This is a genomic window from Geodermatophilus sp. SYSU D00698 (assembly GCF_054050335.1).
Window position 1 is genome coordinate 123,046 of sequence record NZ_JBJGZD010000005.1, and the last position, 26,843, is coordinate 149,888.

A 26,843-nucleotide genomic window follows, 5' to 3' on the forward strand; every position below is an offset into this window, starting at 1 on the left:
TGTTCCACCGCTGCGCGCGGTAGAACCGACGCGAACAACTGCCACGCCGACGTGGGGACGTGTCCGTCATGAGCAGCAACCAGTTGACCCTGGCGCCCGCGCCACCGTCCGAGGCGGCCGAGCGGGTCCGCCTGGAGGTCCGGGAGTTCCTCGCGCAGGAGCTCGCCGCGGGGACCTTCACCACGCACGTCGACACCTGGCTGTCCGGCGTGGACCCGGAGTTCTCGCGCAAGCTCGGCGCCCGCGGCTGGCTGGGCATGACCTGGCCCAGGGAGTACGGCGGCCACGAGCGCACCGCGCAGGAGCGGTACGCCGTCACCGAGGAGCTGCTCGCCGCCGGCGCGCCGGTGGCCGCGCACTGGATCGCCGACCGGCAGTCCGGGCCGAACCTGCTGCGCTACGGCACCGAGGCGCAGCGCAAGGAGATCCTGCCGCGCATCGCCGCGGGGGAGTGCTACTTCGTCATCGGCATGAGCGAGCCCGACAGCGGCTCCGACCTCGCCTCGATCCGCACCCGCGCGACCCGCAACGCCGACGGCGACTGGGTGGTCAACGGCGCGAAGATCTGGACGTCGAACGCGCACCACTCCCACTACGGGATCGTGCTGGTGCGCACCGGCCCGCCCGGCGAGGGCCCGCGCGGCAAGCACCAGGGGCTGACGCAGCTGCTGGTCGACCTGTCGCTGCCCGGCATCACGGTCAACCCGATCCGCATCCTCGACGGCGGCCACCACTTCAACGAGGTGGTGTTCCAGGACGTCGTCGTCCCCGGCGACATGCTGCTGGGCACCGAGGGCGCCGGCTGGCACCAGGTGACCGCGGAGCTGGCCTTCGAGCGGTCCGGCCCCGAGCGGTTCCTCTCCACCTGGCCGCTGCTGGCCGAGTTCGGCCGCCGCGCCGCCGCCTCCGGCGACCCCGCGCAGCTGGCGGTGCTGGGCCGGCTGTCCTCGCGGGCGCTGGCGCTGCGCCAGCTGTCGCTGCGGATCGCCGCCGCGCTCGACCGCGGGGAGCTGCCCGACATCCCGGCCGCGCTGGTCAAGGACATGGGGACGACGTTCGAGCAGGACGTCGTCGACGAGGTGCGCCGGGTGGTCGACGTCCCGGCGTCGCTGGACAGTCCCGACCCGCTGGGCCGGGCGCTGGCCGAGGCACAGCTGCACGCGCCGGGCTACACGCTGCGCGGCGGCACCAACGAGATCCTCAAGGGGATCGTGGCGCGAGGGCTGGGGCTGCGCTGATGGCATCCGACCAGGACCTGGTGGTCGAGACCGTCCGGGACATCCTCACCGGGCACGAGCCGTTCGTCCTGACCGCCGAGCGGCCGTGGGACGAGGGCCTGTGGAGCACGCTGGCCGAGGCCGGGCTCACCGGCGTCGGGCTGCCCGAGGAGGCCGGCGGCTCCGGCGGCGAGCTCGCCGACGCCGTGGCGGTCGTGCGCACGCTGGCGGCCGGTGCCGGCGCGGTGCCGGTGGCCGAGCAGCTGCTGGTGGCCGGGCCCGCGCTGGTGGCCGCCGACCTCGACCTCCCCTCGCCCGAGGAGCCGCTGACGGTCGCCGTCGACGGGACGGTCACCGCCGAGCCCTCCGACGACGGCGACGGCCCCGGCCGGTTCACCCTCTCCGGCACCGCCACCGACGTCGCGTGGGCCGGCGTGGCCCGGCACGTCGCGGTGCTGGCCACCGCCCCGGCCGGGATCGAGGGCGCGGTGCTGGCCGTCGTGGACGCGGCGGGGCTGACGGCGTCGCGGGCGGTGAACCTGGCGGGGGAGCCGCGCGGGTCGCTGGTGCTCGACGGCGTCGGCGCGCGCGGTGCGCTGCTGACCCCGGCGCAGGCGGCGGAGGTCCGGGCCCGCTACGCGCTGGCCCGCGCGGTGCAGATCTCGGCCGCACTGGAGCAGGTGCTGGCGTGGACGGTGCAGTACGCCGGCGAGCGGCAGCAGTTCGGCCGGCCGCTGGGCAAGTTCCAGGCGATCCAGGTGGAGCTGGCGCAGATGGCCGGGGAGGTCACGTCGACCGCCGCGCTGGTCGACGCGGTCGTCCAGGCGCTGGGCCGCGGGGAGGCGACGGTCGGGCTGGCCGCGGCCGCCGCGAAGGTGCGCGCGGGGGAGGCCGTCGAGCGGGTGGCCAAGCTCGCCCACCAGGTGCACGGCGCGATCGGCTTCACCCAGGAGCACCGGCTGCACCACCTCACCCGGCGCTGCTGGTCCTGGCGCGACGAGGCCGGCAGCGAGCTGACCTGGTCGCGTTTCCTCGGCGCGGGCCTGGTCGCCGCCGGCCCGCAGGACGTCTGGCCGGCCTTCACCGCCGTCGTGTGAGCCGCCTGCCCGCCTCCCGTGTGGGAGGCGGGCAGGGCCCTCACACCGTCTCGGGCACCCTCAGGTGGGCGAGGACGAGGTCGAACTCCTCGGCGTCGGTGATCTCGAGCTTCATCGCCCGGGCGAAGTCGTCCCGGGAGGCGCGGGCGTGGGCGCGGCCGGCGTCCATGTCATCGCGGTCCTCGAAGGTCACCGCGGACGCGGCTCGGCCGCTCTCCCGGTCGACCATGAGGCTCACGCTGCAGAAGCCGGGGTAGTCCTCCATCCGCGGCACCATGACGCTGCGGTAGGCGTCCAGCACCCGGTCCAGCCCGGCGGGGTCGGCGCGCCACCAGGTCACCCGCGTGCACGCGCCCGACGGCGCCTCCGAGCGGCGGTGCATGACCGCGACCTCCCACTCCTGGACCGTGACGTCCCCGCCGAAGACCTCCGCGGCCTGGTCCCGGAGCGCGCGCACCCGGTCGGCGCTGGCCCGCATCGACTCGACGTCGCGCCAGGACGAGGTGACGACGGCCCGGCCGCTGGCGCGGTCGGTGAGCATCGACAGGCCCACGAAGCCGCGCATGTCGGCCAGCGCGGGCATGACCTCGTCGCAGACGAACGCGATCCCGTCGTCGAGCCTCTCGGGTGTGCCCGCGACGGAGGTCGAGCGTGCGTACATGGCCGCTCCTCTCTGGGGCGGCGCTGCCCGGGCGGCACCGCCGCGGGCGTCAGCCTGCTCCGGCGGCGGCCCGCCGGGAAGGGGGGCACCCCGGCGCGGGACGTCCCGGACCGTCGGTGAGCCCGCGGATACTGGGCGCATGCAGACCGCGCTCGTCCTCGTCCACGACGCCGACGCCTCCCGCGGGCACCGGCTGGTCGGCACCCTGCGGCCGGCGCTGGAGGCGCAGGGGCTGACGGTCGTCGTCGGGACGACGGTCGGCGACTCGCCGCTGCTCACCGAGCTGCCCGACCCCGCCGCGCTGCGGACGCTGGTGGTGATGGGCTCGGGCGCGGCCGCCTACGACGACACGGTGCCGTGGCTGGCCGCGGAGCTCGCCTACCTGCGGCGCGCCGTCGACGCCGGGACGCCGGTGCTCGGCGTCTGCTTCGGCGGGCAGGCGCTGTCGCGGGTGCTCGGCGGGGTGGTCACCCAGGCGCCGGCGGGCGAACACGGGTTCCTCGAGGTCGAGACCGCCGACCCCGCGCTCGTGCCGGCCGGCCCCTGGTTCGAGTACCACGGCGACCGGTTCACCGTGCCGCCCGGCGCGGTGGAGGTCGCGCGGACCGACCGTGCGGTGCAGGCGTTCACCGCCGGCCCGCACCTCGGCGTGCAGTTCCACCCGGAGATCGACCCCGGCGCGTTCTCGGCCTGGGAGGAGACCTGGGAGCTCACCGGCCCGCCGCCGCCGGAGGCCGCCGCGCTGGTGCCCGGGCTGCGCCGCGAGATCGCCGAGCGGGAGCCGGAGGCCGCCGCGGCCTGCGCCCGGCTCGTCGAGGCGTTCCTGGACCGGGCCGACCGCGTCCGCCCGGCGGAGGACGAGACGGCGGCCTGAGCCCGGGCGCGTTCGGCAGGATGGGCGCCCGTGAGCGCTGACCGGCACGGGCACACCCACCGCCTCGACCTCGCCGACGCCACCGTGCGGGAGTGGGACGCGACCGTCGTCGCGGCCGACCCCGAGCAGGGCATCGTCCTCGACCGCTCGGCCTTCTACCCGGGCGGCGGCGGGCAGCCGCCGGACGAGGGCGTGCTGCTGTGGGGCGGCGTCCGCACCCGGATCGCCGGCACGCGCAAGGGCGACGAGCTGTACCTGGTCCCGGTCGAGGGCGACCCGGTGCCGCCGCCGGGCACCGCCGTCCGCGGGGCGCTCGACGACGAGCGCCGGACCGCGCTCATGCGCACCCACTCGGGGCTGCACGTGCTCACCGGCGTGGTGCTGCGCGACTTCGGCGCCAAGGTCACCGGCGGCAACATGGAGCCGCTGACCGCGCGGATGGACTTCGACCTCGCCGAGGTGCCGGCCGACTTCAAGGACCGCGTGGCCGAGGCGGTCAACGCCGAGATCACCGCCGACCGGCCGATCCGGGTGCGCACGCTCCCGCGCGACGAGGCGTACGCGATCCCCGACCTCATCCGGACGGCGACCGACCTGCTGCCGCCCGACATCGAGCAGGTGCGGATCGTCGACATCGTCGGCCTCGACCTGCAGGCCGACGGCGGCACGCACGTCGCCTCGACGGCGATGGTCGGCCGCGTCGAGGTGGTCAAGATGGAGAACAAGGGCCGCGGGTTCCGCCGGTTGCGCATCCGCGTCATGTGATCCGGCGAGGTCCCGGTACGCCCCGTTGCCGTGATCGACGAGCATTCCGGATGGAGTCGTTCTACTCTTCGTCCGTGCGGGAGGGGACTTCCACACGGGGGTCGGTGAGCAGCGCCGGAGTCGCTGGCTGGCCCCGTCGGGTCCTCCTCCTGTTCGGCCTGGTGGCCGGCATCTACGCGCTCCTGGTGGTCGTCTCCTCCACGGCCCGTGCCGAGGAGCTGCCTGCTCCGGACGGGTCCCCCCTCGGCGGCGTGGTCGAGGAGGTCACCGCGACGGTCGACGAGGTCGCCGTCGAGCCGGTGGTCGAGCCGGTCGCCGACGTTCCCGCGGAGACGCCCGAGCCCGCTCCGGAGCCCGAGCCTGCTCCGGAGCCCGTCGCCGACGTTCCCGCGGAGACGCCCGAGCCGGTCAGCGCCGCGCCCCTTCCGGTCGTCGAGGACGTCGTCGCTCCGGTGGTCGAGACGGTGACCGAGCCGGTGGCTCCCGTGGTCGAGACCGTCGTCGAACCTGTCGTGGAGACCGTGACTGAGCCGGTGGCTCCGGTGGTCGAGCCGGTGACCGAGCCGGTGGCTCCGGTGGTCGAGACCGTCGTCGAACCTGTCGTGGAGACGGTGACTGAGCCGGTGGCTCCGGTGGTCGAGCCGGTGACCGAGCCGGTGGCTCCGGTGGTCGAGCCGGTGACCGAGCCGGTGGCTCCGGTGGTCGAGCCGGTGACCGAGCCGGTGGCTCCGGTGGTCGAGCCGGTGACCGAGCCGGTGGCTCCGGTGGTCGAGACGGTGACCGAGCCGGTGGCTCCGGTGGTCGAGACCGTCGTCGAACCTGTCGTGGAGACCGTGACCGAGCCGGTGGCTCCGGTGGTCGAGCCGGTGACCGAGCCGGTGGCTCCGGTGGTCGAGCCGGTGACCGAGCCCGTGGCTCCCGTGGTCGAGACGGTGACCGAGCCCGTGGCTCCCGTGGTCGAGACCGTGACCGAGCCGGTGGCTCCCGTGGTCGAGACGGTGACCAAGCCCGTGGCTCCCGTGGTCGAGACGGTGACTGAGCCCGTGGCTCCCGTGGTCGAGACGGTGACCGAGCCGGTGGCTCCCGTGGTCGAGACCGTCGTCGAGCCCGTCGTGGAGACCGTGACCGAGCCGGTGGCTCCGGTGGTCGAGACGGTGACCGAGCCGGTGGCTCCTGTCGTCGGGCCGGTCGTGCCGGTGGTCGAGGGCGTGGTCCCGCCGGTGGTCGAGCCGGTCGTGCCGGTGGTCGAGGGCGTGGTCCCGCCGGTGGTCGAGGTGGTCACCGGTCCTGTGGCCCCGGTGGTCGAGCCGGTGACGCCGGCGGTCGAGCCGATCACGCAGCCGGTCGTTCCGATCGTGGAGTCGGTCGTCGAGCCGGTCGTGCCGGTGGCCGAGGACGTCGTCCCGCCGGTGGTCGAGGTGGTCACCGGCCCAGTGGCTCCGGTGGTCGACGCGGTGGTCGAGCCGGTGGCACCCGTGGTCGAGCCGATCACAGAGCCGGTTGGCCCGATCGTGGAGCCAGCCGCGCCGATCGTGGAGACGGTGACCGACCCGCTCGTCCCCGTTGTCGAGGACGTCGTCACCCCGGTCCTGGGACCGGTCACTCCCGTCGTCGAGGACGTCGCCGCACCGGTGGTCGGCACCGTGATCGACCCGGTCGCGCCCGTCCTCGAGACGCTCCTCGATCCGGTCGCGCCTGTCGTCGACACGGTCACCACGCCTGTCGTTCCGGTGGTCGAGGTCGTCACCGGGGCGGTCGGCCCGGTCGTCGACGCGGTGGTCGAGTCGGTGACGCAGCCGCTCGTGCCGGTGGTCGAAGCTGTCGCGCCTGCGGTCCAAGCCGTCGCGCCCGTGGTGGAGACCGTCGTTGCGCCCGTGGTGGAGACCGCTGTCGAATCCGCGGCGGTGGCGGAGGCTGTCGCGCCGGCGACGGAGGTCGCTGCCCCAGTGGCGGAGGCCGTCACGCCGGTGACCGAGCCGGCCGCCGAGGCGGTGGCCCCGGCGGCCGCCGGCACCGCCACCGCGCAGGTCACGACCTCGTCCTCAGCTCCGGTCGCCGAGACCGCCCCCGCGGTCGGGACCGCGACCACCCAGACCGCGCGGGCTACCGGGCTCGCCGTCGCCCCGGCGACCGTGGCCGTCCTGCTGACCGCCCCGCGGGCCGAGTGCGGCGCGGCCGACGACGCCACCGCGGCCCCGGCGGCCAGGACCGTGCAGCGGCAGCACTCCACCGCTCCCCGGCCCGCCGCCCCGCCGCGCGGGAACGACCTCCCCACCGAGCCCACGGCGCCGGTGGCCCCCGAGCCGAGGCCGATCGCGCCTCCGGCGCCCACCATGTCGGCCTCCACCTGGCTGGCCACCCTGGCCGCGATCTGCCCGTCGGGCGTGCCGGCCACCGCTCTCTGCACCGTCCCGGCACCGGCGTCGGCCCCCGCCGTCGCCGCCGCCGTCCTGCGCGACCCGTCCTTCTCTCCCGACTGACCTCCCTGCCAGGCGCGCACCAGCCGCCGGCCGAGGTCGGGGACCCTCCCGCACCGCACCGCCGACTGGGCGCTGCCTTCCCGGGCGTGACCCCGACCTGGCCACCGCTGGGCCGGGGCCACCGGGCGGGGAGGTATCGGGGCTGGGGGTTACGCGCACCGAGCGGTCGCGCGGCACCCCTGACCTCCCCGCCCGACACTCCGGACGACGGGGGCGGTGGCGACACCGGCGCCCCGCCCCCGTCGACCGATCCGACCGCGACATCCGCGGGACGCCTGACGGCCACGTGCACGACATGTCCGTGTGCTAGTTATGACGTCATGACGACTCCGTGTGTGCTGCGCCCGCTGCCGGACCGCGCCACGGTCGTCGACGTGTACGGGTCCCGCTTCCTGCTCGAGTGGCTCGACCGGGACACCCTCGCCACCGCCGCGGCGACGGCCCGGTGCAGGGCCGAGGTGGAGCAGGTCGAGGTCCGCGCGGCGAGCTGAGGCGCGGAGATCACTGGCGCTCGGTCGACCTGTCGGGCACGGTGCCGCTCGTGCTCCCGTGGATCGTGATCGCCCTGGTCCTGCTCGTCTTCACCGCGATGTTCACAGCCGCCGTACGCGCCGCTCGGCGGGGTGGTGGCCGGCGCTCCGGCGGTGACGGCGGAGGCTGGTACGGCGACGGCGGCAGCTGGAGCGGTGACTCCGGCGGCGGACACCACGGCCACCACGACGGCGGCGGTTGGGGCGGCGACTCCGGCGGCGGCGGGGGAGACGGCGGCGGCGGAGGCGGCGGCGGGGACTGACCGGCTCGGCTCCTGCGGCGAGAGCTGGCGCCGCGGGCCGCGCCGGTCCACAGTTCACGCATGACAGCCCTGGCCGTGCTCGCCGTCGTGGTGGCAGCCGTCTTCCTCATGGCCTACGCGATGCAGCGCTCCCGAGCAGGAGCCGCGAGCCGTCGCACCGTCGGGGGGCACACCGGTCGCGCGCACGGCCCTGGCGTCGTCACCGCCGGTGGGTTCATCGCCGGCACGGACGCGGGCGGCGGCTTCGACGGCGGCTGCGCCGGCGACGGCGGCGGCGGGGGCGGGGGCTGCTGACCCCGACCTCCGGGCCCGCGCGGGCCCGTCCGTGACCGGCCGCTAGGGCCGGGGCCGGCGCTCGTCGTCGGGCCGGTGCCCTATGCCGCCGGGACCGTGCGACGCCGGCACCTCCTCGCCGGCGGCCACGGGCCCGGGCGGGGTCCCGTCGCCGAAGGGGGAGCCGCCGAGCTCCTCGCGCCCGTGCGGGGTCAGCCAGTTCGACGTGTCCGGCCCCATCGGGATGACCTGCGTCGGGTTGATGTCCGCGTGGACGACGTAGTAGTGCTCCTTGATCTGCGGGAAGTCGGTGGTGTCGCCGAACCCCGGCGTCTGGAACAGGTCGCGCGCGTAGCCCCACAGTGCCGGCATCTCGGTCAGCTTCTGCCGGTTGCACTTGAAGTGGCCGTGGTAGACGGCGTCGAAGCGGGCCAGCGTGGTGAACAGCCGGACGTCGGCCTCGGTGATCGTGTCGCCCATGAGGTAGCGCTGCGTCGACAGCCGCTCCTCGAGCCAGTCCAGCGCCGTCCACAGTCGCTCGTAGGCCTTGTCGTAGGCGCGCTGCGAGCCGGCGAAGCCGCAGCGGTACACGCCGTTGTTGACCTCGGTGTAGACGCGCTGCATCACCTCGTCCATCTCGTCCCGCAGGTGCTCGGGGTAGAGGTCGGGGGCGCCGTCGCGGTGGTGGGCCGTCCACTGCGTGGAGAAGTCGAGCGTCATCTGCATGAAGTCGTTGGTGACGACGGCCTTGGTCGGGACGTCGACCATCGCCGGCACGGTGATCCCGCGCGGGTACTCCGGGTCGCGGGCGAAGAAGGCCTCCTGCAGCCGCTCGTAGCCGAGCACCGGGTCGCGCCCGCCCGGGTCGAGGTCAAAGGTCCAGCTGCGCTCGTCGTGCGTGGGCCCGCAGATGCCCATCGAGAACGCCGGCTCCAGCCCCAGCAGCCGGCGCACGATCGCGGCGCGGTTGGCCCAGGGGCAGGCGCGGGCGATGACCAGCCGGTAGCGGCCCGGCTCGACCGGCCAGGGGCTCGAGCCGTCGGCGGTGATCCGGTCGGTGATGTAGTTGGTGTCCCGCGTGTACTCCTGGCCGCTGCTGACGTAGCCGGATCCCTGGTCGTCGCTCACACGATCAACTCTCGCCGACCGCGCCTCCCACCGCCCGGCGGACCGGGGTGACCCGCAACTCCTGTGCCGCCTGGGGCCGCGCCTCCTGCGGACCGGCACTCCGGCCCCACCCGTCCCACCCGGCGACGACGCGGTCGTCCCCTGCCCGGTTCCGTCCCGTCCCCGTGATGGCATCCGGAACGGAACGGTCCACGGACGACGACAGGTGGGACATGGGACTGAGCTTCTCGGTCAAGCTGGCGCCGGGTGTCCGGGTGCGCGCCTCCAGCCGGGGCGTGCGGACCAGCATCGGGCCGAGAGCGGCGCGCGTGCACGTGGGGGGTGGGCGCACGTCCTTCTCCACCGGCGCCGGGCCGTTCACCTACTCCACGTCGGCGGGAGGCGGCAGCCGCAGACGCTCGACGGCCGGCCGTCCCTCACCGGCCGCGTACCAGCGGCAGCTCGCGGCCGCGGCGAGGGCGGCCGAGGAGGCGGCGAAGGAGGAGGAGGCCCGGCGTCTGGCGGCGATGTTCGCGGAACTGCTGAGCGTGCACCGCGCCGAGTTCGACCGGACGCGGCACCCGGTCGCGCCGCCGGCCCCCGAGCCCGACGTCGACGCCGTCCGCGCCCGGCACCGCGAGGCGGCGACGGCCGGCCTCGGCCTGTTCCAGCGGGCCGCGAAGGAGGCGGCACGCCGGCAGGCGGACGTCGCTGCGGAGGCCGAGATCGCGGCCCTGCGGCAGGAGGCGCAGCGGGAGCGGGCCGACCTGCAGGCCCGTCTCGACGAGTGGTGGTGGGCGCTGTCCACCAACGACCCGGACACGGTGATCGCCGCACTCGCCGAGGCGTTCGAGGACAACGAGGCGGCCGCAGCACCTCTCGGTGTCGACGGCGACGAGGTGGCCCTGGTCGTCCTCGCGCCGCCGGAGACCGTCGTCCCCGAGCGCCTGCCGGTCACCACCCAGGCGGGCAACCTCAGCCTGCGCAAGCTGCCCAAGGGCGAGCGGGCGCAGCTCTACACCGAGGCCGTGATGGGGCACGTGCTGGTGACGCTCAAGGAGGCGCTCGCGGTCGCGCCCGCGATCCGCTCGGCCCGGGTGGTCGCGCTGCGCGCCGCGGGCGCCGACGCCTACGGCCGCCCGCGGCTCGACTGCCTGCTCGCCGGCCACTGGACCCGCGCCGCCCTCACCGGCGTGCAGTGGTCCACGGCGGACGCCTCCACGATCGCCCGGGACACCGCCGCGGAGCTGCTGGTCGACGTCAAGGCCAAGGAGCTGCGGCCGCTCGACCTCACCGGCCAGCCGGGCCTGCAGGCGCTGCTCGACGTCGTCGACGTCGACGAGCTGACCGCCTGACCCCTTCGCTCGTGCGGTCGTGCTCTGCCCACGACTGTGGGCAGAGCACGACCGCGCGCGGGACTACAGCCGGGACGTCGTCGCGTCGTCCTCCTCGCCGCCGAAGTACTGCTCCAGGACGGCGCGGAACACCGGCTGCCCGGGGTCGGCGTGCGCGAACAGCGTCATCGACGAGCGCAGCTTCACCGCGTCGACCGGCCCGAGCACCGCGGCGGCGTCGGAGCCGGGCAACTCGGTGAGCGCCTGCGCGGACTCGACCAGCCGCGGGCCGAGCACCGGGTGGACGAGGTAGGCGCGGGCCTCGTCGAGGCCGGAGATGGCGAACCGCTGCGCCGTCGCGCTGCGGCCGAGGCCGGCGACCTGCGGGAAGACGAACCACATCCAGTGGCTGGTCTTGTGCCCGGCGCGCAGCTCGGTGAGCGCCTGCGCGTACGTGTCGGTCTGCGCCTCGACGAAGCGGGCCAGCCGGTACGGGTCGTCGGCGGAGGAGGTCATCGGTCGTCTCCCGGGGTGGTGTCGGCGGGGTCGTCGGCGGTGCCGAGGGTGATGGCGGCGTTGACCAGCGCCAGGTGGGACAGCGCCTGCGGCACGTTGCCCAGCCAGTCGCCGGTGGCCGGGTCGAGCACCTCCGGCAGCAGGCCGACGTCGTTGGGCGCGGAGGCCAGCAGCTCCTCCATGAGCACGCACGCCTCCTCGCGCCGGCCGCACAGCGCCAGCGCGGAGACCGTCCAGAACGAGCAGGGCAGGAACGCGCCCTCGACGTCGGCCGCACCGGTGAACCGGTGCAGGTACGGGCCGGTGCCCAGCTGCGCGCGCAGCGCGTCCAGCGTCGAGCTCATCCGCTCCCCGCGGTCGAAGCCGCTGATCGCGTGCAGCACGATCGAGGCGTCCAGGTCGGTCGTGCCCGGGTACCAGACGTAGGCGCCGCGCTCGTCGTCCCAGGCGTTCTCGTCGACCCACCGCACGATCCGCTCGGCCTCGTGCCGCCAGCGGCCGGGGTCGCCGGGGATCTGCCCGCGCTCGGCGAGCTCCACGGCCTTGGTCAGCGCCTGCCAGCAGCCGAGCTTCGACGTCGTGTAGTGCCGCAGCTCCGGCAGCTCCCACATGCCCGAGTCGCGCACCTGCCAGCGGTCGCAGGCGAGGTCGGCGATGCCGGCGAGCATCCGGCCGGTCTCGGCGTCGAGGACGTGGCCGCTCTCCACGTAGAGGGAGATGAAGCCGAAGACGTCGCCGAAGACCCCGAGCTGCAGCTGGTCGGCGGCGGCGTTGCCCACCCGCACCGGGCCGATGCCGCGCCAGCCGGGGACGTCGGCCACGTGCACCCCGCCGCTGCGGCCGCCGTCGACGGTGTAGCAGACCCGCGGCTCGGGCCCGTGCCGGCGCATGACCGTCAGCAGCCAGCTCAGCGCGGCGTGCGTCTCCTCGCGCAGGCCGAACCGGGTCAGGGCGATCAGCGCGTAGGCGGAGTCGCGGACCCAGGCGTAGCGGTAGTCCCAGGTGCGCCCGCCGGCCGGGCCCTCGGGCAGCGACGTCGTCGGGGCGGCGACGATCGCGCCGGTCGCCGAGTGCAGCAGCTGCTTGAGGACGAGCGTGCTGCGGCAGACGGCGTCGGCCCACGGCCCGTCCCAGGCGAAGGTCTCCATCCACGCCGCCCAGTTGCGGACGGTGCGGTCGACACCGGCGTCGATCACCTCCGGCGGCGGGAGGAACAGCGGCTCGTCCTCGGTGCCGACGACGGCGAGCAGGTGCTGCGAGCCCTCCTGCGTGGTGAACGTGACGTCGATGCGGCGGTCGGCGGCGGTGACGTCGTCCGCGTTCAGGGTGCGGACGGCGAGGGTGAGCCCGGCGACGCGCAGCACCGGCCCGTGCGCGGTCTCGTGCACCCACGGGGCCACGGTGTTGAGGCAGGTGCCGGGGCGGACGGCGGCGCGCATGCGCACCGTGCCCTCCAGCCCCTCGACGCGGCGGGCCAGCTCCGACCACGGCAGCCGCCCGGCGACGCCGGTGGTCAGCGCGTCGGTGACGCGGACCCGGCCGGTGGGCGTGGTGAACGTCGTCCGCAGGACGTTCGTGTCGCCGGCGTAGCCGCGGCTGACGGTGAACTCGCCCTCGGGGCACAGCTCCAGGCAGCCGCCGTTGTCGGTGTCCAGCAGCGCGCCGAACACCGGCGGGCCGTCCATCTCGGGCAGCGGCAGCCAGTCGATCCGGCCGTCGCGGGCGACCAGGGCGAGGGTGCGGCCGTCGCCGATGGCGGCGTAGGTGCGCAGGTCGGCGTAGCCGAGGTCGTCGCGCTCGGTGACCGCCGAGTCCTCGCCGGCGCCCCAGCGCAGGCTGTCCACGCGGACGGCGCCGGGGCGCGGGACCTCGGTGCGGTCCGGGTCGACGCCGGAGTCCTCGGGCGCGGGCGGGATGCCGGGCATCGGGCGGGCGGTGGATCGCGCGGTGCCGGTCACGGGTCGCCGGTGCCCGGGCCGGGCCCGGGCGACACCCGGGTGGCCGCGCTCACAGGAGGACGATCGGCGCACGTGAGCTCGACCGTCTTCGACAGCACCGGCATCGAGACCGGCCCGGACGGCGTCCGCCGCTACACCGGCCTGGCGCCGAACCTGCCCGCGCTGCTGTCCGCCACCGCCGCCCGCGTCCCCGGCCGCACCGCCGTCGTCGAGCCGGGCGGGCCGTCGGTGACCTGCGCCGAGCTGGAGGTGCGCGCCCGGGTCGTGGCCGGCGGGCTGCGCGCGGCCGGCGTCGGGATCGGCGACCGGGTGGCGCTGCGCATCGGCAACGGCCTGGCCTGTGGCGCCGTTCGCGCGAGCGGCTGGCGGACGTCAAGGTGCCGCAGTTCGTGAAGGTGCTCGACGCGCCGCTGCCGCGCAACGCGGGCGGGAAGGTGCTCAAGCACCCGCTGCGCGCGACGACCGACTGGACGCCCGTCCCGCGGTAGGCGCTACCGCGGCACCACCGTCACGGGACAGCGGAGGCCGGGCGCCCGCGCGAGACGCCGGTCGGCCGTGACCACTGGGCAGCCGAGCGCCTCGGCCAGCGCGACGTAGGTGGCGTCGTAGGCGGTGAGGTTCTCCCGCAGCTGCCAGACGCGGTCGAGCAGTCCGGTGACGGGGTGCCGGGCGGCCCCGAGGCGGCGCCAGGTGTCGAGGGCGGCCCAGCCCTGAGCCGGCGTCACGGAGCCGGCCGCCGCGGCCCGCCGCAGCGCGCGGGCCACCTCGGCGTCGACGAGGTGGGGCACCTGGATCCGCTCCCGCCCGAGCAGGTCCCGGGCGGCGCCGGCGTTCAGCAGGCCGGAGACGACCGCCGAGGCGTCGGCGACGATCACCGCCCCGCGCGCTCGGCGCCCAGGTCGGCGACGACGTCCTCGGCGGGGACCCCGAGGTCGGGCAGCGCACCGAGGAGCGCGGGGTTGTCCGCGCGGCGGGACGCCTCGGCCAGCTCGCGCACCGCCAGCGCACCCACGGACGTCGCCTCGCGGGCGGCGAGCCGCTCCAGCCGCTCGACGACGTCGTCCGGGACGTTCCGCAGGTACAGCGTCCTCATGTCGCAGGATGCTAGCAACCTGCAAGCAGGGCGCGCACGGCTCAGGCGGCGCCGGCCTCCGCCTCGCGGTGGGCCTCGGCCTGCTCGGTGAGCGTCCGGGCGATGGCCCGCACCGCGGCGCCGGTGACCGGCACGCGGCGCCGCTCCACCCGCTCGGGTGCGCTCCGTCGCTCGGCCGGAACGAGGCGCGGGGCGGGGACGGCGGCGGGACCGGTGCCCCGCGGAGGGAGGACGTCGCGGCACCAGCGCTCGCAGTCGGCCAGCAGGTTCCCGGTGGTGAGGGGAGCGGCCATGACCGTCTCGAGCCGGGTGCGGGGGTGCATGCGGTCCTCTCGTCCCTGGGCCGTCGTCGCGCCCGTTCCCTACTCGTATCGGCAGGCCGGGCGTCAGGCGGAACGGCGCGCCGGTGCTGCAGTCGATCATCGTCCGTGTGCCGCTCGCACCGGCGTGTCCGCGCGTGTCGCGTGCACGCAGACGATGATCAACAGGCGGCGGCGGGTCACGCCGGCAGCAGCGCCTCCAGGCCCTGCTCGGAGTCGGCGGCGATCGCCCGGCCGACGGCGACCGCGTGGGTCATCCGCAGCGATCCGGACAGCCACAGCAGGACGTCGTGCAGCCGCACCCGGCCGAGCGGGCGGCCGAGCAGCCGCGCCGTCGCCGCCTCCAGTGCGGCGAACGCGCCGGCGTTGGCGGTGAGCTCGCGGTGGACGATCGCCGCGGCCCCGCTGTCGCCCTCGCGCAGGTGTCCCCACAGCTGGCGGCGGGTGTGCCCGTCGGTCAACGGCACCAGCGCGGGGGAGCGGTGGTGCAGCGCGGCGACGACGTGCCGCGCCCCCGGCCCCTCCGCCACCGACCGCAGCGACGCCCCGACCGTGCCCGGCTCCATCAGCACCGAGAACTCGTCGGCGGGCAGCTCCCACAGCGGTCGCCCGGCCGCGCGCGCGAGCGCCGCGGCGTAGTCCGGCCAGACGTCGTCGAGCCGGCCGCGCACCTCCCGCCACCCCGCCGGGTCGAGCCGGCCGTGCAGGCCCTCGGCGAGCAGGACGTCGCGGTCGGTGGGGCCGTCGCCGGTCGCGGGCGGCTGACCGTCGAAGCGGTCGAAGGCGTAGGCGAGCACCTGCACCCACCGGCCCTGCGGCACGCTGGGGGAGCGGAAGAACAGCGGACGGCGGCCGCGCGCGTACCCCAGGACGGCGGCCAGTGCGGTGGCCAGCGGGATCGGGTCGGGCCCCGCGCTCGGGAGCACGAGGGCAGCCGCGTCCGGTCCGACCGACACGGGCCCATTGAACTCCGTTGGGGGCTCGGCGCGGCCGAAGCGGGAGGACGCGCGCCGGGGAGTCGGTCGTACCCCGGCGCGCCGCTCATTCCCGGGGACGGCGGCGGTCTGCCCTGGCATGACGATCGACCTGGGACCCGCAGCGGCCGCCACGGCGGGGGTCGTGGCCGGGATCCGCGACGACCAGCTCACCGCCCCCACCCCGTGCGACGGGACGACCGTCGCCGGGCTGCTCGGCCACCTCGCCGGGCTCGCCTACGCCTTCCGCATGGCCGCGGAGAAGACGCCCGTCGACGGCACCGCCTCCACCGACCCCGCACACCTGCCCGCCGACTGGCGCACCTTCGTTCCCGCGCAGCTCGACGCGCTGGCCGCGGCCTGGCGCGACCCCGCGGCGCACGAGGGCATGACGGCGGCCGGCGGGGTGGACATGCCGGGGGAGGTGGCGGCCGTCGTCGCGCTCGACGAGGTCGTCGTCCACGGCTGGGACCTCGCCGCCGCGACCGGCCAGCGCTACGAGGTCGCCGACGCGGACGCCGACACCTGCCGCGCGTTCGCCGAGTCCTTCGGCGACGACCGCCCGCCGGACCTGTACGGCCCGGTCGTGCCGGTGCCCGCCGACGCCCCCGCGCTCGACCGGCTGCTCGGCGTCACCGGCCGCGACCCGAGCTGGAAGCCACCGGCCTAGCCGAACCGCCAGAGCACCGGCTCGCCGCGGCAGTCGCTGACCACCGAGGCGCGGCCGGACCCGTCGACGTCGGATCCGTCGACCGCGCCCGCGTCGCACAGCTCCACCTCGGCGACCACCTCGCCCGCCGCCAGGTCGACGCTGCGCTGCAGCACCCGCGGCACCTCGCCGTCGGCCACGGTGTCGACGAGCGTGGCCCTGTCCCCGTCGACCGTCACCAGCGCCGGCAGGTCACCGGGCACGGTGGCCAACACCTCGGAGCCGCGGGTGATCGAGACGTCGCCGGACCCGCCGACGGTCGCGTACACGTCGCCGTCGACGACGGTCAGCGGGCCGGCGGCACCCGGGCCGGTCGGCACCTCGCCGATCATCTGCAGCGCAGCGTCGACGATCACGACGGAGGCGCTGCGCCCGGTGTCCGTGGCGACGACGACCATGCCGTCCCCCGAGACGTGCAGGTCACGCGGCGTGCCGGGCAGCGCGACCTCGTCGCGGACGACGCCGCTCTCGGGGTCGACGGCGACCAGCCGGTGCGCGCCGTCGATGCCGCTGAGCGCGAGGAGCAGCACGCCGTCCAGAACGACGGCGTCGAGCGCCGAGACGTCGGCGGCCCCGAGCGTGCCGACCGGCTCCGGCGCGTCGACGCGCCGCAGGTCCGCCTCGACGAGGGCGACGCGCCCGGCGGCGAACCCGACGACCACCACGCCCTCGCCGTCCGCGGCGATGCGGGTGAGGCCGGGCCGCTCGGAGTCGAGGCCGCGGAGCGGGACGGCGGTGACGGTGCCGTCGGCGGCGACGTCGGCCAGGGTGAGCGGGCCGCCGGGCGGCGCCAGCAGCGCGACCGACCGGCCGTCGGCGGTGGCGGCCACGTCGAGCACCTCGGCGTCCGCGCCCGCGACGTCGGCCAGGGACACCGTCGTCGGCCCCGGGATCGCCGTGCCCGCGATCGCCCCGCCACAGCCGGTCAGCAGGAGAGCGGCGAGCACGAGCCCGGGGCTGGGGCGCATGCCGGCGAGTGTGTTCTCGACGTGAGGACGCCGACAAGGAGTCGTGGCGCGGCCTGGCGCACGAGCGGGCCTGTGAGCTGGTCAGTCGTAGGGGTTCGTGAGGACGGCGGCGGCCTCGACGACGTCGAACGTCACCGGCGGGCCGTCGGTCGTGGTGGTGCCGGGGACGTCGGCCGGCGCGCTGCCGTCGACGGTGAACGTGGCGCCCCAGGTGACGGTGAGCGACGCGGTGTACGTGCCCGAGCGGTAGAGGTGCTCGGTGGCCTGCTCGGGATAGGCGCCGCCGGGGACGGTCGTGGTGAGCGTGGGCGCGGCGGGGTCGCCGGTGCGCCAGGTGTAGCGCTGCGCCTCGGCGACGATGACGACGGCGTAACCGCGGACGTCGACGGTGAAGGTCTGGGTGGTCGGGGCGTCGGTCCAGAAGACGACCGGCAGCCCGGCCAGGCCGCGTCCCGGCGGCGCGTGCGAGGTGGTCAGCTGCGGCAGCGGCAGCCGCTGGAAGTAGGTGAACACCTCCTCCGGCGACGGCGGCGGGTTGAGCGCGGTGATGTCGATGCACGCCGTGCGGAGCGTCTCCCACGCGCCGAGCAGATCGCCAGGCCCGAAGCCGGGAGTCACCGGGATGACTGCTGTGCCGTCCGGACGCACGACGGGGCGCTGTTGGACGGAGAGATAGCGGACGACTTGCCCTGGTTCGGCGGGGCAGTCCTGGAAGTCGATGGCCGTGCAGGCGCCCTCGCGCTCGTCAGTCAAGGCGCAAGGCTGGATCAGTCGCCAGACGTAGTCCACGGCAGCGGCCCCACCACCGCTCACCAATTGGTTGACCGCTCCGCCGGAGTACTCGACAGAGGCCGCTCCGTCAGCCACACCGGTCGAGCCGCAGTCGTCGAATGAACAAGCCAAGGCTGATGACCCGACCGAGGCTGTCATCCACGCGACCAACGCAAGGACTGCGGTGATGACCGCCAGAGGACGTCTCACCCGAGTTGGAAGGACGTGACGCGCCACGAGCGGGCGCTCTCGTCCCACTCCAGGTAGAGACCCGAAGAGAGCCGCGGCGCCGGATCGGACTGCGCCTCAAGGACTGCGCCCGAACTGTCAACCAATGAGACGGGCTCTCGTCGTGCGCTGAAGGAGTACTGCGCAATTGGGCCGTCGAATGCGGGCTGAGCCACGGCGGTGATGGTCACCTCCCCGCCGACGTACCGGTTCCCTGCAGCGGCCGCCTCGTCGTAGTTGTTGGCGATGCGCCAGCACTCGTCGCACTCGGGACCGAGGTCCCGCAGTGGCTGCCCGGCCGGGATGGCGCGCTGCCGGTTGAGCAGGTCGATCCAGTAGCGGAGGAAGGCCTCGGCGCCGGCGGCGTCCTGGGTGCGGGCCTCGGGCGGTACGGGGAAGTCGGCTGGACCCACCACGGGCAGCGCCTCGGTGGTGGTCGCGGGCGCCGACGTCGTCGGCAGGCTCGTGCTCGGCGCCTCGTCGTCAGCAGCTGAGCAGGCGGGCAGCAGCAGCGCCGCGCCGACGACCACTGCGATGAGGCTCGTCCGTCCGGTGCCGGGGTTCCGCACGATCGCGGACGATAACCAGAACAGCACCGCTCCGGATCGCACCCTGGGGACAACCCACCCGAACGGCTACCCGAGCACGAACGCGGTGGTCGACGAGTTGTCCCCTCCGACGCACGCGCCGATGACGGTCAGCCGGTCGTCGGTGAGCGCCACCCGGCCGAAGGTGCCCTGCCCCTCGCACAGCCGGCCGGCCGCGAGCTGCTCGCCGCTGGACAGGTCGAGCGTGACCAGGCCGGACTCCACCTCGAACCCGGCCACCGCCAGGTAGGCGACCCGCCCGTCGGGGGAGAGGGCCAGGTCGGCCGGGGCGCGGTCGGTGCCGGGGATGGGGTGCGCGGCGGTCACCTCGCCGTCCTCGACGACCGTCACGCGGAACGGGTCGTCGCCGTGGACGGTGAGCGTGACGACCGCGTCGCCGTCGTCGGTCAGCCGCAGCGCGGACGGGATGCTGGCCGGGCGGTCGGAGGCCAGCTCGACGAGCTCGGCCCGCCCCAGGTCCTCGGTCCAGGTGCCCAGGACGGCGACGTCGGCCAGGTCGAGCGCGCGGGCGTCGCTCATGAGCGCGACCGGCCCGTCGGGTCCGGCGGCGAGGGTCTTGACCGTGAGGCCGGGGTCGAGGTCGGCGGTTGCCTGCACCGCGCCGGTGGCCGGGTCGAGCGCGGCCAGCCGACCCCCGCCGGTGACGTACAGACGGCGGCCGTCGGGGGAGAGGGCGGCGGTGTCCCCGTCGACGCCCAGCTCGACGGTGCCGACGCCCACGGTGGTCAGCCGGCCCGGGCCGAGGACGAGGACGGCGCCGTCGGGCCCCACGAACAGCTGCTCGCCGGGGCCGTCCAGCCGCTGCACGTCACCGACGCCGTCCCCACCGACCGGCGCCAGGTAGGTGACCGACGGGTCGGCGCTGTCGGCGAGCAGGACGAGCGCGCCGTCCGGACCGGCCGCCAGGTCGAGGACGTCCACGCCGGAGGGCGCGACGGCGTCGAGGTCGGCGGTGCCGAGGAGCTCGGTGAACGTCGTCGGCGCGGGGCTGGGGTCGCCCTCGACGCCGGTGCAGCCCCCAGCCAACAGCGCGACAACGGCGAGGACGGCGGCGGGGCGGGCGGGCATGTAAGAGCTCCGGAGGTGGGGAGCCGAGTGTGGGACCGGCCCGCGCAGGGCGGCAACACGGCGTCGTGGTCTGATGCCTGCGGATGGTCCCCGGGCCCGCGGGCCCCGATCCGGAGGTGCGCTCGTGGCTGACGCCGAGGTCCTGCTCGAGGTCGACGGCGGCGTGGCGGTGGTGACGCTCAACGCGCCCGACCGCCGCAACGCGCTGACGCCGCAGATGGCCGGCGAGCTGATCGACGTGTTCGACGAGGTGGACGCCAAGCCGGAGGTCGGGGCGCTCGTCGTCCGGGCGGTGGGGAAGTCGTTCTGCGCGGGCGGCGACGTCGCGACGCTGACGAACGCCGGCAAGGACCCGGCCGCGCCCGACGCCTACGAGGGCATGGGCCGCATCTACGACTCCTTCTACCGGCTGGGCCAGGTGAAGGTGCCGACGATCGCGGCCGTCCGCGGCTCCGCCGTCGGCGCCGGGATGAACATGCTGCTGGCGGCCGACCTGCGGATCGTCGCGAACGACGCCCGGCTGCTGGCCGGCTTCCTCAAGCGCGGCCTGCACCCCGGCGGCGGGCACTTCGTCATCCTGTCCCGGCTGATCGGCCGCGAGGCCGCCGCGGCGATGGTGCTGTTCGGCGAGGAGATCAACGGGACGAAGGCCGTGGAGCTGGGCCTGGCGTGGGAGTCGGTGGACGACGCCGCCGTCGAGGACCGCGCCCTCGAGCTGGCCCGCCGCGTCGCCGCCGACCCGGAGCTCGCCCGCGTGGCCGTGGGCAACTTCCGCAGGGAGGTCGTCAACGGTGCGGTGAGCTGGGAGGTCGCCACCCAGTTCGAGCGCCCGGCGCAGATGTGGTCGATGCGCCGGTCCGCCAAGGACTGAGACCGCTCACACCGCCTCGGGGACGTGCAGGTGGGCGAGGACGAGGTCCATCTCGGCGACGTCCACGATCTTGGCGCCCAGGGCCTGCGCGAACTGCTCGCGCAGGGACCGGGCGTGCCGGCGCACCAGCCCCGCGGCGTCGCGGTCCTCGAAGCTGGTGACGCTGACCGTCCGGCCGAGGCGCCGGTCGACCAGCATGCTGACGCTGCAGAAGCCGGGCAGCTCCTGCAGCTTGGGCAGCAGGTTGTGCCGGTAGGCGTCGAGCAGGTCGTCGAGGTGGTTCGGCGCGATGCGGGCCCAGGTGACCTGCGCGCCGGCGCCGTCCCCGGCCGGACGGTCCCGGTGGAGGACCGCGATGTCCCACTCCCGGACGTCGGCGTGCCCGCCGCCGAGGGTGTGCAGCAGGCGGTGCTGGACGGTGCGGTCCTCGGCGGCGGTGGCGCGCATGGCCTGCTCGTCCCTCCAGGCGGTCGCGACGATGCAGCGGCCGCTGGCGCGGTCGGCGAGCATGGAGAGGCCGACGCAGCCGTCGGTGTTCTGGACCATCGGCAGGACGTCGTCGCGCACGTAGGCGATGGCGGCGTCGATACCGGCCGTGTTGCCGCGGATGCTCGTGGACCGTGCGTGCATGCGCCGCTCTCCTGACCTTGCGGGGACGCCCCTGCGGCGTCACGGCTCAGCCTGTCGACGCTCGGTGCGCGAGGCAATGGCCCAGCCGTCGGGCAGCCTCCCCGCGCCGGTCCACGTCAGTGGACGGCGCGTTCCTGCCCGGCCCAGTAGGGCCGGCGCAACTCGCGCTTGAGCACCTTGCCGACGGGGGAGAGCGGCAGGGCGTCGACGACGTCCATCGACCGCGGCGTCTTGTACCCGGCGAGCCGGTCGGCGCAGAAGGCCCGCAGCTCCTCGAGGGTGACGGTGGCGCCGGCCGCCGGGACGACGACGGCGTGCACCCGCTCGCCCCAGGTCGCGTCGGGGACGCCGATGACCGCGCAGGTGGCCACCGCCGGGTGCTGGGCGAGGACGCTCTCCACCTCGACCGAGTACACGTTCTCCCCGCCGGAGATGATCATGTCCTTGATGCGGTCGGTGAGGTACAGGTAGCCCTCGTCGTCCATCCAGCCGGCGTCGCCGGTGTGCATCCAGCCGCCGCGCAGCGCCTCGGCGGTCTCCTCCGGCCGGTCCCAGTAGCCGAGCATCACATGGCCGCCGCGGACCACGATCTCCCCGACCTCCCGGCGGGGGAGCTCGACGTCGTCGGGGCCGACGACGCGCACCTCGGCGTGCGGGGCGGCGCGCCCGACCGAGCGCCGGTGCGCCGGGTCCTCGTGGTCCTCGGCCGTGAGCAGGGTGGCCACCGGGGCGACCTCGGTCATGCCGTAGGCCTGCAGGAACCGGGCGTTGGGCAGCGCCTTCATCGTCCGGCCGAGCAGGGCGTCGGACATGGGGGAGGCGCCGTACATCACCCGGCGGACGCTGGTCAGGTCGAACTCGTCGACCCGCGGGTGGTCGACCACGAGCTGGATCATCGTGGGGACCAGCAGCACGTCGGTGACGCCGTGCTCCTGGACGGCGGTCATGACCGCGACCGGGTCGAACACCGGGATCATCACCTGCGTCCCGCCGACCACGACGGCGCCGACCCAGTTGGAGAAGGCGGCGAGGTGGAACATCGGCGCCGAGTGCAGGCCCACCCGGCCGGGCGGGAAGTGGTCGGTGGCCAGTCCGCCCATGGACGACGTCAGCAGGTTGTCGTGGCTGAGCATGACGCCCTTGGACCGGCCGGTGGTGCCGCCGGTGTAGAAGACGCCGGCGAGGGCGTCGCCCCCGCGGCGGACGTCCTCGACCGGCTCGTGCGCCTCCACCAGCTCCTCGAAGGCGAGCATGCCGTCGGGGGTCGGGCCGTCGCCCGCGTGGACGACGTGCTCCAGGCGCGGGTGGGCCGCCCGGATGGGCTCGGTGTACGCGGCGAAGACGTCGTCGACGATGAGGACCCGGGCGTCGACCTCGGCGAGGGAGTCGGCGATCTCGGGGACGCTCCACCGGATGTTGACCGGGACGACGACGCCGCCGGCCCACAGCGTCGCGCCGAGGAACTCGTGGTAGCGGTCGGAGTTCAGGGACAGGACGGCCGCGCGCTCGCCGTCCCGGATCCCGAGCTGCTGGAGAGCGGCGGCCAGGCGGGCGATCCGGTCGACGGACTCGGCGTGGGTGCGGGTGCGGCCGGCGCAGACGGTGGCGATCTCTCCCGCGCGCTGCTGGACGTGGCGGTGCAGACCCTGGGTGACGTACACGGTGCCGACCTCCCGATCCGGGTGGGACCCGGAGCGTCGCGACGACGGGTTCCGCGGCGACAGAGGCGGATGGCCCTGGGGCCGCGGGACGGGCCGGGCGCGCGCCGCGGGAAGGCGCGGTCCCGCCGAGCTCGAGGCCACCATCGAGGAGGGCCGGCTCGGCGCCTCGACGTCGAGGGGTGTCCCGGTGGCGCAGCGTGTTCCGTCGGTAACGCTCGGCCGCTAGGGTCGCCGCGTGTGACCGCCGCCGTCCCGACGCCCCGCCTGCCCGACTTCGCGCCGGCCGGCGTCCCGCTGCCCGATCCGCGGGCGGCCGTCGCCGAGGCGGCTCGCCTGGCCGCGATCGCCAGCTACCGGCTGCCAGGGCACGCGGGGGTGTCCGACCTCGACGCCGTCGTCGCGTACATGGCGCGGACGGTGGAGGCGCCGATCGCGGTCATCGACCTGGTCGGCCCGGACGAGCAGTGCTTCCCGGCCGAGCGGGGCGCGGGCGTGCCGTACTCGCACGTGCCCGACGAGCTGTCGTTCTGCGCGTACGTGGTGGCGCTGCGGGCGCCGCTGCAGGTGACCGACGCGCTCGACCACCCGGTGTTCCGCGACAACCCGGCCGTGGCGGCCGGCGCGATCCGCTCCTACCTCGGGGTGCCGCTGGTCGACGAGGACGGCTTCGTCCTCGGCTCGCTCGGCGTCTTCGACGACGAGCCGCGCGCGTTCTCGCTGGCCGAGCAGGCGCTGCTGGAGAACCAGGTGCGGCTGGTGCGCAGCGTGCTGTCGTTGCGGCGCCAGGTGGCCGCGCACCGGTGGGACGGCGAGCTGCTGGCCGCGCAGGGCCGGACGCTGGAGACGGTGGCGGCCGGGCTGCCGCTTGAGTCGGAGCTGGACACGCTGGCGTCGTCGACGGCTGCGCTCGCTCCGGAGGTCGATGCCGAGCAGGCCGCGCGGCTCCAGGAGACGGTGGACCGGCTGACCGCGGTGGCGACCAGGGCCGACGGGTGGAAGCAGGCGCTGCTGCGGTCGGCGCGGCAGGACCCGCTGACCGGGCTGGCCAACCGCAGCCACCTGCTCGACACCGGCCGCGCGGCGCTGGCGGTCGGGGGAGCGGTGCTGTTCGTGGACGTCGACCGGTTCAAGGAGGTCAACGACCGCGGCGGGCACGCGGTGGGGGACCAGCTGCTCGTCCGGCTTGCCGACCGGCTGCGCCGGCACGTGGAGAGGGAGCTGCCGGGGGCGGTGGTCGGCCGGCTGGGCGGGAACGAGTTCGTGGCGGTTCTGCCCGGGGTCGATGCGTCGACGGCGGAGGCCATCGGGCACGGGCTGGCTGCCGTGCTCGTGGACGAGGTGGAGGTGGGACGGCGGACCGTGCGGGTGTCGGCCTCCATCGGGCTGGCGATGGCTTTGGCCGGGACGACGCTGGACGAGGTCCTCTCGCTGGCGGACCGGGCGATGTACGGCGCCAAGGAGCGCGGCCGCGGCGTCCTGCACATAGTCAGCGCTGAGGACGTGTAGGCCAGAAGGCCGACTCCCGCGAACTGACACTTCCGTCCAACACGGGATCCGTCCTTACTTGCTGTGCTGTGAGCGCCTTGGGCCCCAAAAGGAGCTAACCTCGGAGGTGCCGCGCAATGGAGTTCTTTCAGGCGAGAAATCGCCGATGTCGACGCCCCCCGACCAAGATTCTGTCCATCACAAAGCGCGCCAGATGAGCGGCAACTATTGTCATCCGGTCAGCGCTTCCAGCTTCTTGACCATCCGCTTGTTCTTGGCTCGACCGACCTGGATGTGAGCCATGTAGCACCTCGTGACCGATTCATGGAAGCCGTCGCTATGCCACGGGTGCGAACCCTTGCTAAGGATGCTGGACACCTGGTGGGCAAGCTGGCGCGGCAGCCATTTCCCTCGAAGCAGGGAAGACTGCTGCCCCGCCATGTACACTGCATCAATTTTGGCCAGAATTTTACTGCGTAGAGTCTCGAAAGCGTCAGCGCTAAGCACACTTGTTTGCTTGATCGCAACCTCTGCGGCCGCGAGTGCAGAGGGATTAGGCGTCCTGGCAAACCGCCCCGTATGCACCTTGCTTGTATCATGAGAAAATCCGACCCAGCATCGGGCGCGCGTTGCTTCGGCCACGTAGCAAAGCTCGATCCAACTGCGCCAATCGTTCGCTAGTTGGGTCCTCCAGTCCCCCAGGTTCCGCACGACAACCTCAGCGCTGCGCGCATCCAGCGAGGCGGAATTCGCCAAGGCGTTCACTTCGTGACTAGTGTGAAAAGCTTGCGCCTCCGTGTCTGCATATTCCGTATAAATCACGTGCGGTGAGCGTCGGCGACCACCAGTGATGTGCTGCGCGTCTCTATCGAGCACGAAGGCGACAGATCGTCGGCCTCGAGCATTGGACTGCGACAGTTTAGAAGAACGCTTCGCGTGGTCGAAGATTGCCAGCGCAGAAGTCTTCCCTCCGGCTGAGTTGTCGCCCAGGACTTGGCCAACCGTCCTCACCTCGAAGCCTCTTTGAGACAAGCGTGCACTGCCGTCGCAGAGCCGTTGAGTGAAGTAGCGGTCGTAGTTCTTGCCTTCCACCACTATAAAAATGGCGTACCGCTGACTCATGCGGACTCGCCGCAGAAATCCATCAATTGAGTAGTGTAAGCGTCGCTTTGAACTCATATCTCGTAGACGTACCTATCTGCCAGTCGCGCCATAACCTCGGGTGAGTGGGTCGCCATGATGAGTTGGGCGTTCTCGTTTACGGTCTGCAAACACTCGACGAGGCGACTTTGCCAGTCGACATGTAGGGATAGTTCAGGCTCATCGATAAGTACAGGGTTAGCGTCCGCAGCAAGGGTTTCCAGCAGCAGCTGCAAGAGTTGCTTTTCTCCACTGGAGAGCGATTCCAAAGGAATTGGCTCGCCGTCGAGGGTGATTCCCACTTCGCCCGACAGGGCAACGACCTTGCCTCCGCTATAGAGGTCGGACAGGAGGGACTCTATTCTGCGCTGGGGTTCCTGAGCTGACTTGATGCCGCGCTGCACTTCTCGAATCTCGGCTACCACGTCGGTGACTACCTGATTCTGGGTATAGCTGTCGCGGAAGTCGTCGAGCGAGAGTTGCAGGATGCGGCCAAGTCGCTGCGAGGCGAAAAACTCCTGGACAAGCTTGTATGCTTCCTCGGCCGTCTCTCTCTTCTGTCCTCGCGGTGGTAGCGCGTTGCCTCCTAGGAGAACGGACCGCAGAATTCCGGCCAGTCCCTGATCCTGCGCTTCCCTAATGCGCAACAGCGCACGGTGACTATAGGACCTCCACACTTCTTGAATTTGCTCCGCGAATAAGCGGTCGAAGGCCGCCTCATCGATCAGTTCACTTGCTGTCCGGCGCCGGCCACCTCGACCGCGGCCTTCGCTAACGCGAGAAATCGGTAGGTAGCCATGGCGGATATTGCTCGCGCCATCTATCTCGGACGAACTGTTCCAACGTATAGCGCTCTTGCTGTCGTCGACAGCGCCTTGGAATGTGAAGTAGAATTGACGAGCCGAGTCGTCGTCCACATCCACGGTCGGGCGTGCCGCTTCTAGTTCTCGTCGAGATATACGCCTCTTGACTTGCCGACTGCCTGTTCTGCCGCGACCTAATGAGAGAACTACCTCTGCCGAATCGAATGGTACGCGAAGCAGAGAAGTGGCATCGTTAACTAGTGCGCTATGAAGAATCTTTAGCAGTGAAGTCTTGCCTGATCCATTAAAACCCCAGATTACGTTGAGGTCTTGCTGGAAGTTGATCGTCAAGGGCTTTCTTCTGCCTGCGAGTCCATCAACGCGTGCGCTGAGTATCGATGCCATCAAGTCCTCATCTTGAGAAAGTGGTTAGGTTTAG

The 26,843-nt window shown here is 73.7% G+C and carries 29 protein-coding genes and 1 pseudogene; 13 read left to right on the top strand and 17 right to left on the bottom strand.

The window, feature by feature from the left end; translation table 11 throughout:
• Positions 1 to 68: 68 nt before the first annotated feature.
• Both ACI8AB_RS06605 and ACI8AB_RS06610 read left to right on the top strand, forming a co-directional pair.
• Positions 69 to 1,238: an acyl-CoA dehydrogenase family protein gene (locus ACI8AB_RS06605; RefSeq protein WP_387988718.1), complete on the top strand. Its 1,170-nt coding sequence runs from the start codon at positions 69 to 71 to the stop codon at positions 1,236 to 1,238.
• The gene (locus tag ACI8AB_RS06610) at positions 1,238 to 2,314 is read left to right on the top strand and encodes an acyl-CoA dehydrogenase family protein (RefSeq protein WP_456949440.1); all 1,077 of its coding nucleotides are present in this window, start codon (positions 1,238 to 1,240) and stop codon (positions 2,312 to 2,314) included. Before ACI8AB_RS06605 ends, ACI8AB_RS06610 begins: the two co-directional genes overlap by 1 nt.
• 40 nt (positions 2,315 to 2,354) lie before the next feature.
• Here the strand turns inward: ACI8AB_RS06610 and ACI8AB_RS06615 are convergent, their stop codons facing one another.
• The gene (locus ACI8AB_RS06615) at positions 2,355 to 2,975 is read right to left on the bottom strand and encodes a hypothetical protein (protein ID WP_387988720.1); all 621 of its coding nucleotides are present in this window, start codon (positions 2,973 to 2,975) and stop codon (positions 2,355 to 2,357) included.
• Between the two features lie 139 nt (positions 2,976 to 3,114).
• Here ACI8AB_RS06615 and ACI8AB_RS06620 point away from each other — a divergent pair, with 139 nt between their 5' ends.
• The 6 genes from ACI8AB_RS06620 (at position 3,115) to ACI8AB_RS06645 (ending at position 8,181) form a co-directional block, all read left to right on the top strand.
• The gene (locus tag ACI8AB_RS06620) at positions 3,115 to 3,849 is read left to right on the top strand and encodes a type 1 glutamine amidotransferase (RefSeq protein WP_456949441.1); all 735 of its coding nucleotides are present in this window, start codon (positions 3,115 to 3,117) and stop codon (positions 3,847 to 3,849) included.
• A 30-nt stretch (positions 3,850 to 3,879) separates the two neighbouring features.
• A complete protein-coding gene (locus tag ACI8AB_RS06625; protein ID WP_456949442.1) occupies positions 3,880 to 4,614 on the top strand; it encodes an alanyl-tRNA editing protein in 735 nt (244 codons plus the stop codon).
• 104 nt (positions 4,615 to 4,718) lie between these two features.
• Positions 4,719 to 7,094 carry a hypothetical protein gene (locus tag ACI8AB_RS06630; protein ID WP_456949443.1) on the top strand — a complete coding sequence of 792 codons (2,376 nt, stop codon included), beginning with the start codon at positions 4,719 to 4,721 and terminating at the stop codon, positions 7,092 to 7,094.
• Positions 7,095 to 7,414: 320 nt separating this feature from the next.
• Positions 7,415 to 7,585 carry a hypothetical protein gene (locus ACI8AB_RS06635; protein WP_456949444.1) on the top strand — a complete coding sequence of 57 codons (171 nt, stop codon included), beginning with the start codon at positions 7,415 to 7,417 and terminating at the stop codon, positions 7,583 to 7,585.
• A gap of 50 nt (positions 7,586 to 7,635) precedes the next feature.
• A complete protein-coding gene (locus tag ACI8AB_RS06640; protein WP_387988727.1) occupies positions 7,636 to 7,887 on the top strand; it encodes a hypothetical protein in 252 nt (83 codons plus the stop codon).
• A gap of 60 nt (positions 7,888 to 7,947) precedes the next feature.
• The gene (locus ACI8AB_RS06645) at positions 7,948 to 8,181 is read left to right on the top strand and encodes a hypothetical protein (RefSeq protein WP_456949445.1); all 234 of its coding nucleotides are present in this window, start codon (positions 7,948 to 7,950) and stop codon (positions 8,179 to 8,181) included.
• Positions 8,182 to 8,223: 42 nt separating this feature from the next.
• Here ACI8AB_RS06645 and ACI8AB_RS06650 read toward each other — a convergent pair whose 3' ends face one another.
• Entirely contained in the window at positions 8,224 to 9,288 is a 1,065-nt protein-coding gene (locus ACI8AB_RS06650; RefSeq protein WP_456949446.1) for a glutathione S-transferase family protein, read from the bottom strand.
• A 212-nt stretch (positions 9,289 to 9,500) separates the two neighbouring features.
• Here ACI8AB_RS06650 and ACI8AB_RS06655 point away from each other — a divergent pair, with 212 nt between their 5' ends.
• Positions 9,501 to 10,622: a DUF4236 domain-containing protein gene (locus tag ACI8AB_RS06655; protein WP_456949447.1), complete on the top strand. Its 1,122-nt coding sequence runs from the start codon at positions 9,501 to 9,503 to the stop codon at positions 10,620 to 10,622.
• Between the two features lie 63 nt (positions 10,623 to 10,685).
• On the opposite strand, the gene ACI8AB_RS06660 is transcribed toward ACI8AB_RS06655, so the two are convergent.
• Positions 10,686 to 11,117 carry a DUF1810 domain-containing protein gene (locus ACI8AB_RS06660; protein ID WP_456949448.1) on the bottom strand — a complete coding sequence of 144 codons (432 nt, stop codon included), beginning with the start codon at positions 11,115 to 11,117 and terminating at the stop codon, positions 10,686 to 10,688.
• Entirely contained in the window at positions 11,114 to 13,075 is a 1,962-nt protein-coding gene (locus ACI8AB_RS06665; RefSeq protein WP_456949449.1) for a glycoside hydrolase family 15 protein, read from the bottom strand. The genes ACI8AB_RS06660 and ACI8AB_RS06665 overlap by 4 nt, the downstream gene beginning before the upstream one ends.
• A gap of 72 nt (positions 13,076 to 13,147) precedes the next feature.
• Between ACI8AB_RS06665 and ACI8AB_RS06670 the strand changes: the two genes are divergently transcribed.
• Entirely contained in the window at positions 13,148 to 13,468 is a 321-nt protein-coding gene (locus ACI8AB_RS06670) for an AMP-binding protein (RefSeq protein WP_456949450.1), read from the top strand.
• Positions 13,469 to 13,566: 98 nt separating this feature from the next.
• Here the strand turns inward: ACI8AB_RS06670 and ACI8AB_RS06675 are convergent, their stop codons facing one another.
• The 4 genes from ACI8AB_RS06675 to ACI8AB_RS06690 all read right to left on the bottom strand — a co-directional run bounded on the left by ACI8AB_RS06675 (position 13,567) and on the right by ACI8AB_RS06690 (position 15,444).
• The gene (locus ACI8AB_RS06675) at positions 13,567 to 13,950 is read right to left on the bottom strand and encodes a type II toxin-antitoxin system VapC family toxin (RefSeq protein ID WP_456949451.1); all 384 of its coding nucleotides are present in this window, start codon (positions 13,948 to 13,950) and stop codon (positions 13,567 to 13,569) included.
• A complete protein-coding gene (locus ACI8AB_RS06680) occupies positions 13,947 to 14,168 on the bottom strand; it encodes a hypothetical protein (protein ID WP_456949452.1) in 222 nt (73 codons plus the stop codon). The genes ACI8AB_RS06675 and ACI8AB_RS06680 overlap by 4 nt, the downstream gene beginning before the upstream one ends.
• 41 nt (positions 14,169 to 14,209) lie before the next feature.
• Positions 14,210 to 14,491, bottom strand: a complete 282-nt coding sequence (locus ACI8AB_RS06685) for a hypothetical protein (protein WP_456949453.1) — start codon at positions 14,489 to 14,491, stop codon at positions 14,210 to 14,212.
• A gap of 176 nt (positions 14,492 to 14,667) precedes the next feature.
• Positions 14,668 to 15,444, bottom strand: coding sequence for a DUF6308 family protein (locus ACI8AB_RS06690; RefSeq protein WP_456949454.1), 777 nt, complete (start codon positions 15,442 to 15,444; stop codon positions 14,668 to 14,670).
• 118 nt (positions 15,445 to 15,562) lie between these two features.
• Between ACI8AB_RS06690 and ACI8AB_RS06695 the strand changes: the two genes are divergently transcribed.
• Entirely contained in the window at positions 15,563 to 16,132 is a 570-nt protein-coding gene (locus ACI8AB_RS06695) for a TIGR03086 family metal-binding protein (protein WP_456949455.1), read from the top strand.
• Here the strand turns inward: ACI8AB_RS06695 and ACI8AB_RS06700 are convergent.
• From ACI8AB_RS06700 to ACI8AB_RS06715, 4 genes are all read right to left on the bottom strand, one after another.
• Positions 16,129 to 17,139, bottom strand: coding sequence for a hypothetical protein (locus ACI8AB_RS06700; protein ID WP_456949456.1), 1,011 nt, complete (start codon positions 17,137 to 17,139; stop codon positions 16,129 to 16,131). The genes ACI8AB_RS06695 and ACI8AB_RS06700 overlap by 4 nt on opposite strands.
• Before the next feature lie 81 nt (positions 17,140 to 17,220).
• Entirely contained in the window at positions 17,221 to 17,892 is a 672-nt protein-coding gene (locus tag ACI8AB_RS06705; protein WP_456949457.1) for a hypothetical protein, read from the bottom strand.
• Between the two features lie 224 nt (positions 17,893 to 18,116).
• Entirely contained in the window at positions 18,117 to 18,734 is a 618-nt protein-coding gene (locus ACI8AB_RS06710) for a hypothetical protein (RefSeq protein ID WP_456949458.1), read from the bottom strand.
• A gap of 39 nt (positions 18,735 to 18,773) precedes the next feature.
• Positions 18,774 to 19,814 carry a hypothetical protein gene (locus ACI8AB_RS06715; RefSeq protein ID WP_456949459.1) on the bottom strand — a complete coding sequence of 347 codons (1,041 nt, stop codon included), beginning with the start codon at positions 19,812 to 19,814 and terminating at the stop codon, positions 18,774 to 18,776.
• 124 nt (positions 19,815 to 19,938) lie between these two features.
• Between ACI8AB_RS06715 and ACI8AB_RS06720 the strand changes: the two genes are divergently transcribed.
• Entirely contained in the window at positions 19,939 to 20,685 is a 747-nt protein-coding gene (locus ACI8AB_RS06720) for an enoyl-CoA hydratase-related protein (RefSeq protein ID WP_456949460.1), read from the top strand.
• Between the two features lie 6 nt (positions 20,686 to 20,691).
• Here ACI8AB_RS06720 and ACI8AB_RS06725 read toward each other — a convergent pair whose 3' ends face one another.
• Positions 20,692 to 21,315 carry a hypothetical protein gene (locus ACI8AB_RS06725; RefSeq protein ID WP_456949461.1) on the bottom strand — a complete coding sequence of 208 codons (624 nt, stop codon included), beginning with the start codon at positions 21,313 to 21,315 and terminating at the stop codon, positions 20,692 to 20,694.
• A gap of 116 nt (positions 21,316 to 21,431) precedes the next feature.
• Positions 21,432 to 22,976, bottom strand: coding sequence for an acyl-CoA synthetase (locus tag ACI8AB_RS06730; protein ID WP_456949462.1), 1,545 nt, complete (start codon positions 22,974 to 22,976; stop codon positions 21,432 to 21,434).
• Between the two features lie 237 nt (positions 22,977 to 23,213).
• Here ACI8AB_RS06730 and ACI8AB_RS06735 point away from each other — a divergent pair, with 237 nt between their 5' ends.
• Positions 23,214 to 24,482, top strand: a complete 1,269-nt coding sequence (locus tag ACI8AB_RS06735; protein WP_456949463.1) for a diguanylate cyclase domain-containing protein — start codon at positions 23,214 to 23,216, stop codon at positions 24,480 to 24,482.
• A 210-nt stretch (positions 24,483 to 24,692) separates the two neighbouring features.
• On the opposite strand, the gene ACI8AB_RS06740 is transcribed toward ACI8AB_RS06735, so the two are convergent.
• The 3 genes and pseudogenes from ACI8AB_RS06740 to ACI8AB_RS06750 form a co-directional block, all read right to left on the bottom strand.
• Positions 24,693 to 25,553, bottom strand: coding sequence for a hypothetical protein (locus ACI8AB_RS06740; RefSeq protein ID WP_456949464.1), 861 nt, complete (start codon positions 25,551 to 25,553; stop codon positions 24,693 to 24,695).
• Positions 25,554 to 25,636: 83 nt separating this feature from the next.
• Entirely contained in the window at positions 25,637 to 26,518 is an 882-nt protein-coding gene (locus ACI8AB_RS06745; protein ID WP_456949535.1) for an AAA family ATPase, read from the bottom strand.
• A 42-nt stretch (positions 26,519 to 26,560) separates the two neighbouring features.
• Positions 26,561 to 26,809, bottom strand: a pseudogene (locus ACI8AB_RS06750) (AAA family ATPase); the annotation flags it as partial.
• Between the last annotated feature and the right edge of the window lie 34 nt (positions 26,810 to 26,843).